We start from the raw sequence: 6,243 nt of genomic DNA, 5'->3' as shown, positions 1-6,243 counted from the left end.
CCCGCAGCCGCGACTGGATGCCGACCGGCAGGTCGGCGGGGATGTCGAAGACCGCGCTCTCCCCGTCGTACTTGGCGTCGTAGTCGAAGAAGCGCTCCGCGTCCGGAACCCTGATCTCCAGCGGCGGTCCGACCACCAACCCGCCGTCGGGCATCTCCAGGACGGCCATGTCGACCTCGCGTCCGACGACCCCCTCCTCCACCAACACCTTGGTGTCGAACTCGCGCGCGGTCTTGACGGCGGCCTCCAGCTCCGACCAGTCGCCGACCCTGGCCACCCCCAGGCTGGAACCGGCGCGCGCGGGCTTGACGAACGCGGGGAGTCCCAGTTCCGCGCACGCCTCGACCGGCACCCCGCCGTCCGATCCGCGCAGCACCACGTCCCGCGCCACCGGCAGTCCCGCCGCGCGCAGCAGCGTCTTGGTGGCCGTCTTGTCCATACCGGCGGCGCTGGCGAGCACGCCGTTGCCCACGTACGGGACGCCGAGGAGTTCGAGCATCCCCTGGACCGTGCCGTCCTCGCCGTAGGGCCCGTGCAGGGCGGGGAAGGCCACGTCGACATCGCTCAGCACGGTGACCGCGGGGCCCAGACCGTCCCCGGTACGCGGGGCCCTCCCCTCCTCCTCGCCGGGTTCGGGGGTCAGGGCCAGCAACCGCTCCACGTCCAGCCCGGCGGGGTCGTCGGTGTCCGTGCCCACCGCCCACGCCCCGGCGCGCGTGATCCGCACCGGCACGACCTCGTACCGGCTCCGGTCCAGATGAGCGAGGATCGACACCGCCGACGCGCACGACACGTCGTACTCCCCGTTGCGGCCACCGAAGACGACGGCGACGCGTGTCCTTGCCTCAGGCACTCGATCTCTCCTTGTTCTGTCCGCACGGCAGGGGCCGTGCCGGGTGCTGGTGGAGGCGGGGCACGCGCGTGCCCACGCCGGTGAGGATCTCGTGGGGGATGGTCCCGGCCCAGTCGGCCCACTCCTCCACGGTGGGCTCGCCGCGGTCGCCGGGGCCGAACACGACCACCTCGTCACCCGCGTTCACGTCCATGTCGCCGACGTCGACCACGAACTGGTCCATGGCGATGCGTCCCGCCACGGGGCGTCTGCGGCCCCCGATCCACACGTACGCCCGCTCCCCGGCGGAGCGGGGTACGCCGTCGGCGTAGCCGAGCGGGACGAGCGCGAGCGAGCTCTCGCGCCGGGTGGTGTAGGCGTGGTGGTAGCTGACGCCCGTCCCGGCGGGCACGCTGCGGACGACGGCCACCCGGGCCCGCAGGGTCATCGCGGGGACCAGGCCGAAGCGCCTGTTCCGCACGGGCTCCACCCCGTAGAGGCCGACCCCCGCCCGGACCAGGTCGAAGTGCGTGGCGGGCTCGTTGAGGATCGCGGCCGAGTTGGCCAGGTGTCGCAGTGACGGGTCGAGCCCGGCCGCGCGCGCCTGGGAGACGGCCTTCTCGAAGGCGGCGACCTGCTCGGCGGTGGTCTCGGCGCCGGGCAGGTCGGCGGAGGCCAGGTGCGACCAGACGCCGCGCACCCGGACCAGACCGTCCAGTTCCAGAGCGCGGGCCAGGACGACCAGCCCGGGCCAGGCCTCCGGCGGAGCCCCGTTGCGGCTGAGCCCGGTGTCGGCCTTGAGGTGGACGTGCGCGACGCGGCCCGTCCGGGTGGCGGCTTCGGCCACCGCGCGCAGGTGCGCGGCGGAGGGGACGGACAGGTCCACGTCGGCGGCGACGGCGTCGTCGAAGTCCTGGTCGGCGCGGTGCAGCCAACACAGTACGGGGGCGCGGATCCCGGCGTCGCGCAGGGACAGCGCCTCCTCCAGTGAGGTCACGCCAAGCCAGGTCGCGCCGGACTCCAGTGCCGCGTGCGCGACCTCCACGGCCCCGTGGCCGAAGCCGTTCGCCTTGACGACGGCAAGGATTTCAGAGTTTGTCCGCTTTAACATGAACCGTACGTTGTGTGCGATCGCGCTTATGTCCACGAGGGCTTCACCCAGTGGCGAGGCCGTGCGGCCGTGAAGACGGAGCAATCGTTCCCCCGGTTCGGTCGACGCCATGCCTGAGAAGTAGACACGTTGTTGTGTGAATCGGGTGTGAGCGCTTTCCTCCGTCACGTCCCCCACGGAGGTGCCCCAGGGATGCCAAGGGAGGAAGGAACACGCATGAGGGTCCTGGTCGTGGGCGCCGGGGAGGAGTCCACGCATTCGCCCGCCCCGTGGCTACGCGCCGCGGGTTTCGCGGTGGACACCGCCCCGGACGGGGAGACGGCGCTGTACAAGCTCGCCGTCAACGAGTACGGGGTCATGCTGCTTGAGCGCCTGCTCCCGGGGTTGAGCGGGGACGAGGTGTGCCGAGTGACCACCATGCGGCACGGCCAGGTGCGGGTGCTCATGATCAGCTCGCGTGACGACCCGAAGGAGCGCCTGACCGGTTTCGCGTTGGGTGCCGACGACTACCTCGCCAGGCCCTTCGACCACGACGAGATGATCGCCCGCGTCCGCGCCCTGGCCCGACGGCCGGGCCGGGCCGACCCACCGGTCCTGGAGCGGTCGGGCCTGCGGCTCGACTCCGCCCGGTACGAGGCCTTCCGCGACGGGCGGCTCCTCCAACTGTCACCCAAGCAGTTCGGGGTCCTGGAGGAGCTGCTGCGGGCCGACGGCGCACCGGTGTCGGCGGAGGTGCTGCTGGAGCGGGTGTGGGACGAGAACATCGATCCGTTCACCACGATCGTGCGCGTCACCATCCGCTCCCTGCGGCGCAAACTGGGTGATCCGGACCCCATCGAGACCCTGCCGCGCGTCGGTTACAGGCTGGTTTGAACAGTGCTGCCCCGGGAGGTGCGTTCCGATCATGTGTGCGCCTCCTTCGCAACGGTGGGTGATCACCCTCTCACCGGGAACGGATCGTTCGGCCACCCTGCCCCTTTGCAGCCGATTCGTGACCTGCATCACTCGAATCTGATGTCGCAGGTACGTGTGAGGCGGAGGTAGTCTCGCGTTGACTTCTTGCGGACCGGATCTTTGCGTTCGGCACGACCTTCTGCCCGCACACACGTGAAAAGCCCTGAGGGCCTCTCCCACGTCCCCTGAAGCACACATCCCGCGCCACAAGCCCTGGGCCCACTTTCCGCACACTCATGTCAGTGTGAACCAGCACCATGCGCGCGGAGTCCTACAGATCACCCGATTCCCCAGGTCACTGCGGCCAACGGAGGAGGCAACGTGACGGTCACCCAGGCGGTCGAGACGGCTCCGGGAACCGCGGAGAACACCGTTCCCGCAATCATGCCCGTGGACGTCCGGCAGCGTGTCTCCGCCCTGGCCAGAACCTCACGGCTTCTGGTCGCCTGCGACTACGACGGTGCCCTCTCCTCGGTCGACCCCGACGACCGGCGCCCCCTGCCCGAGGCCCTGCGCGCGCTGCGCGACCTGGCCGACCTGCCGGGCACCGTGTGCGCCGTCATCTCCGCCCGCCCCCTGCGGGACCTGGCGGCGCTCTCCCGCCTGCCCGCCGAGGTGCGTCTCGTGGGCGCCCACGGCACCGAGTTCGACACCGACCTCACCATCGACCCGGAGTACCGCGGCTACGACCCCGACTCCCCCTCCGACAAGGCCGCCGCGCTGGAGCTGCTACGCGAGCAGGTCGAGGCGANNNGACCGCCACCCTCTACATCGGCGGCGGAGACGGCGAGGAGCCCGTCTTCATGCGGCTGACCGGCGCCGACGCGGGCGTGCGGGTCGGCGAGGAGCCCACCGTGGCCTCCCACCGCGTGTCCGACACCCCGACCGCCGCGGCCCTGCTGTCCTCTCTGGCCGGCGAACGCCGTTCCTGGGTGTTCGGGGAGCGCCCCACGCCCATCGAGCGCATGTCCATGCTCTCCAACCAGAGCTCCGTGGCCCTCATCGGCCCGGACGCGCGCCTGCTGTGGTTCTGCCACCCCGAACCCGACTCGGACGCCCTGTTCGCCGAGGTCCTGGGAGGCCGACACGCGGGCGTGTTCGCCATCGCCCCCGCCCACGGCGGCCTGCCGCTGGGCCAGCGCTACCTGCCCGGCACCATGACCGTGCGCACGCGCTGGTCCCGCATGGACGTCACCGACTACCTCGCCCACGGCACCCCGCAGGGGCGCACCGACCTCGTGCGGGTGATCAGCGGCACCACCCCGGCCACCGTCGAGTTCGCGCCCCGCCCCGACTTCGGCCGCGTGCCGGTGCGCATCACCCGGCGGGAGGACGGCCTGCTCGTGGAGGGCGCCGACTTCCCGATGGCGCTGTACGCGCCCGGCGTGGAGTGGGAGATCGACCACGACGGTGTCGCCGACGTCGCCCGCGCGGTCGTCCACCCGCGCTCGGACCGGCCCGTGGTCCTGGAGCTGCGCTGCGGTACCGACTCCCTCGTGCCCGGCACGCTGCCCGAGTCCGAACTCCGGAGGATGTCCGGTGAGCACTGGTCGCTCTGGCTGGACGGGCTGACCCTTCCCGACACCGCCCAGCAGCTGGCGGCGCGCTCCGCGCTCACCCTGCGCGGGCTGTGCACCCCGTCCGGCGGCGTGATGGCCGCCGCGACCACGTCGCTGCCCGAGGAGATCGGCGGTGTCCGCAACTGGGACTACCGGTACTGCTGGCTGCGCGACGGCGCCCTGACCGTGCAGTCGCTGGTCTCCCTGGGGTCGACCGCCGAGGCCGAGGAGTTCCTGGACTGGGTGCACCGGGTGGTCGACTCACTGCCCGGACCGGAGATGCTGCGCCCGCTGTACTCGCTCCGTGGCACCAACCTGGGCCCGGAGGAGGTCGTCGAGTCGCTGTCGGGGTACGCGGGTTCGCGTCCGGTGCGGATCGGGAACCTGGCCGACCACCAGGTGCAGCTGGACGTGTTCGGCCCCGTCGTGGAGCTGATCGAGAAGCTGTCGTCGGTGCGCGGCACCCTGGCCGACCGCGACTGGGACCTGGTGAGGTCGATGGCCGAGGCGGTGGCCCGCCGCTGGCACGAGCCCGACCACGGCATCTGGGAGGAGCGCGACGAGCCCCGCCAGCGCGTCTACTCCAAGGTGATGTGCTGGGTGACCCTGGACCGCGCCGTCACCCTCGCCGACCGGTACGGGCGCCGGGTGGACCCCTCCTGGGCCGGCCTGCGTGACGACATCGCCGCCGAGGTGCTGGAGAAGGGCTGGAACGAGGAGGCGCAGGCCTTCACGACCGCCTACGACGGCACCGACCTGGACGCCGCGTCCCTGCACATCGGCCTGTCCGGGCTGATCGACCCGGCCGACGAGCGCTTCCAGGCCACCGTGACCGCGGTGGAGGCGGAGCTGCGCAGCGGCCCGACCGTCTACCGGTACCACCGGGACGACGGCCTGCCCGGCGGTGAGGGCGGCTTCCATCTGTGTACCACGTGGCTGATCGAGGCCTACCTGCTGACCGGCCGCAGAGCGGAGGCCGACGAGCTGTTCAAGCACCTGGTGGACTGCGCCGGACCGACCGGGCTCATCCCGGAGGAGTTCGACCCGGTCACCGAGCGGGCGCTGGGCAACCACCCGCAGGCGTACTCGCACCTGGGTCTGGTCCGCTGCGCCCAGCTGCTCGACCACCTCTGACGCCCGGCCGTCCCCGACGACCGCCGCGGCGGTCGTGGGAGCGCGCCCACGGCCCTTCGCTGTCCGGGCGCCGCACGTCCGACGGCCCCTGACCGGATGTGGACAGGTCCGTGAGAGAAGATTCCGAGGGGCCGGGTGAGGAAACACCAGGGTTGGACACACCGCCAGCGAGTGTGTCCAACCGAGGCCCATTTCCTCTTGAAAGGAGACACATGTTCGGTCTTCCCAGTCTGAAGCGTGCTCTCGCGATCGGTGCCGCGGCCCTCGTCCTCGGCACCGTCCTCACCCCCGTTCCGGCGTCCGCCCTCGACCTGGACTGCGACACGTTCCGGCACAACAACGACCCCGACGTGGGGATCGCCGCCTGCACCAACCACACGGGGCAGACCATGAGGTTCCGAGCCGTCATCGTCTGCGGCTGGGCTCCGGACGTGAACGGCAACTGGGTCACGCTGTCGCCGGGGGAGTACGGCCAGTCCCAGGGCAGGTGCGCCTTCTACAGCAGCGGTGTGGGTGCCATCGGCGTCGACGAACGCCACGTCTGAGGCCGCCACCCCGCCGGACCGGGCCGTGCGCTCCCCCCGGGCCGGCCCGTGACGGAACCCGCCGCGGCCTCCGAACGCGAAGGCCCCGGACCGCGAGGAGGCGGTCCG

Annotated in this window: 6 protein-coding genes; 4 read left to right on the top strand and 2 right to left on the bottom strand. The window is 71.8% G+C overall.

Going from position 1 to position 6,243, the window contains the following annotated elements; all coding sequences use genetic code 11:
- The coding region (locus tag D455_RS0122475; protein WP_017572938.1) for a D-alanine--D-alanine ligase family protein at positions 1-853 on the bottom strand (853 nt) is incomplete at its 3' end.
- Positions 846-2,054, bottom strand: a complete 1,209-nt coding sequence (gene alr / locus D455_RS0122470) for an alanine racemase (RefSeq protein WP_083922376.1) — start codon at positions 2,052-2,054, stop codon at positions 846-848. The genes D455_RS0122475 and alr, both read right to left, overlap by 8 nt.
- A gap of 105 nt (positions 2,055-2,159) precedes the next feature.
- On the opposite strand from alr, the gene D455_RS0122465 reads away from it, so the two are divergent.
- The 4 genes from D455_RS0122465 to D455_RS0122455 all read left to right on the top strand — a co-directional run bounded on the left by D455_RS0122465 (position 2,160) and on the right by D455_RS0122455 (position 6,135).
- Positions 2,160-2,816: a response regulator transcription factor gene (locus tag D455_RS0122465; RefSeq protein WP_017572936.1), complete on the top strand. Its 657-nt coding sequence runs from the start codon at positions 2,160-2,162 to the stop codon at positions 2,814-2,816.
- A gap of 465 nt (positions 2,817-3,281) precedes the next feature.
- A complete protein-coding gene (locus D455_RS36280; protein WP_449289319.1) occupies positions 3,282-3,710 on the top strand; it encodes a trehalose-phosphatase in 429 nt (142 codons plus the stop codon).
- Positions 3,701-5,590: a glycoside hydrolase family 15 protein gene (locus tag D455_RS31375; RefSeq protein WP_449289318.1), complete on the top strand. Its 1,890-nt coding sequence runs from the start codon at positions 3,701-3,703 to the stop codon at positions 5,588-5,590. Before D455_RS36280 ends, D455_RS31375 begins: the two co-directional genes overlap by 10 nt.
- 212 nt (positions 5,591-5,802) lie before the next feature.
- The gene (locus D455_RS0122455; RefSeq protein WP_017572935.1) at positions 5,803-6,135 is read left to right on the top strand and encodes a hypothetical protein; all 333 of its coding nucleotides are present in this window, start codon (positions 5,803-5,805) and stop codon (positions 6,133-6,135) included.
- Positions 6,136-6,243 lie beyond the last annotated feature (108 nt).

This window comes from Nocardiopsis halotolerans DSM 44410 (genome assembly GCF_000341065.1).
In the GTDB taxonomy this organism is placed as follows: domain Bacteria; phylum Actinomycetota; class Actinomycetes; order Streptosporangiales; family Streptosporangiaceae; genus Nocardiopsis; species Nocardiopsis halotolerans.
The sequence above is the reverse complement of the archived record's forward strand: the minus strand, read 5'-3'. Positions and strand labels throughout refer to the sequence as shown.

What these genes read in the sequence shown, in the direction of transcription:
- alr (WP_083922376.1), bottom strand. Translation starts at nt 2,054, where the DNA reads ATGGCGTCGACCGAACCGGGGGAACGATTGCTCCGTCTTCACGGCCGC.
- D455_RS0122465 (WP_017572936.1), top strand. Translation starts at nt 2,160, where the DNA reads ATGAGGGTCCTGGTCGTGGGCGCCGGGGAGGAGTCCACGCATTCGCCC.
- D455_RS31375 (WP_449289318.1), top strand. Translation starts at nt 3,701, where the DNA reads ATGCGGCTGACCGGCGCCGACGCGGGCGTGCGGGTCGGCGAGGAGCCC.
- D455_RS0122455 (WP_017572935.1), top strand. Translation starts at nt 5,803, where the DNA reads ATGTTCGGTCTTCCCAGTCTGAAGCGTGCTCTCGCGATCGGTGCCGCG.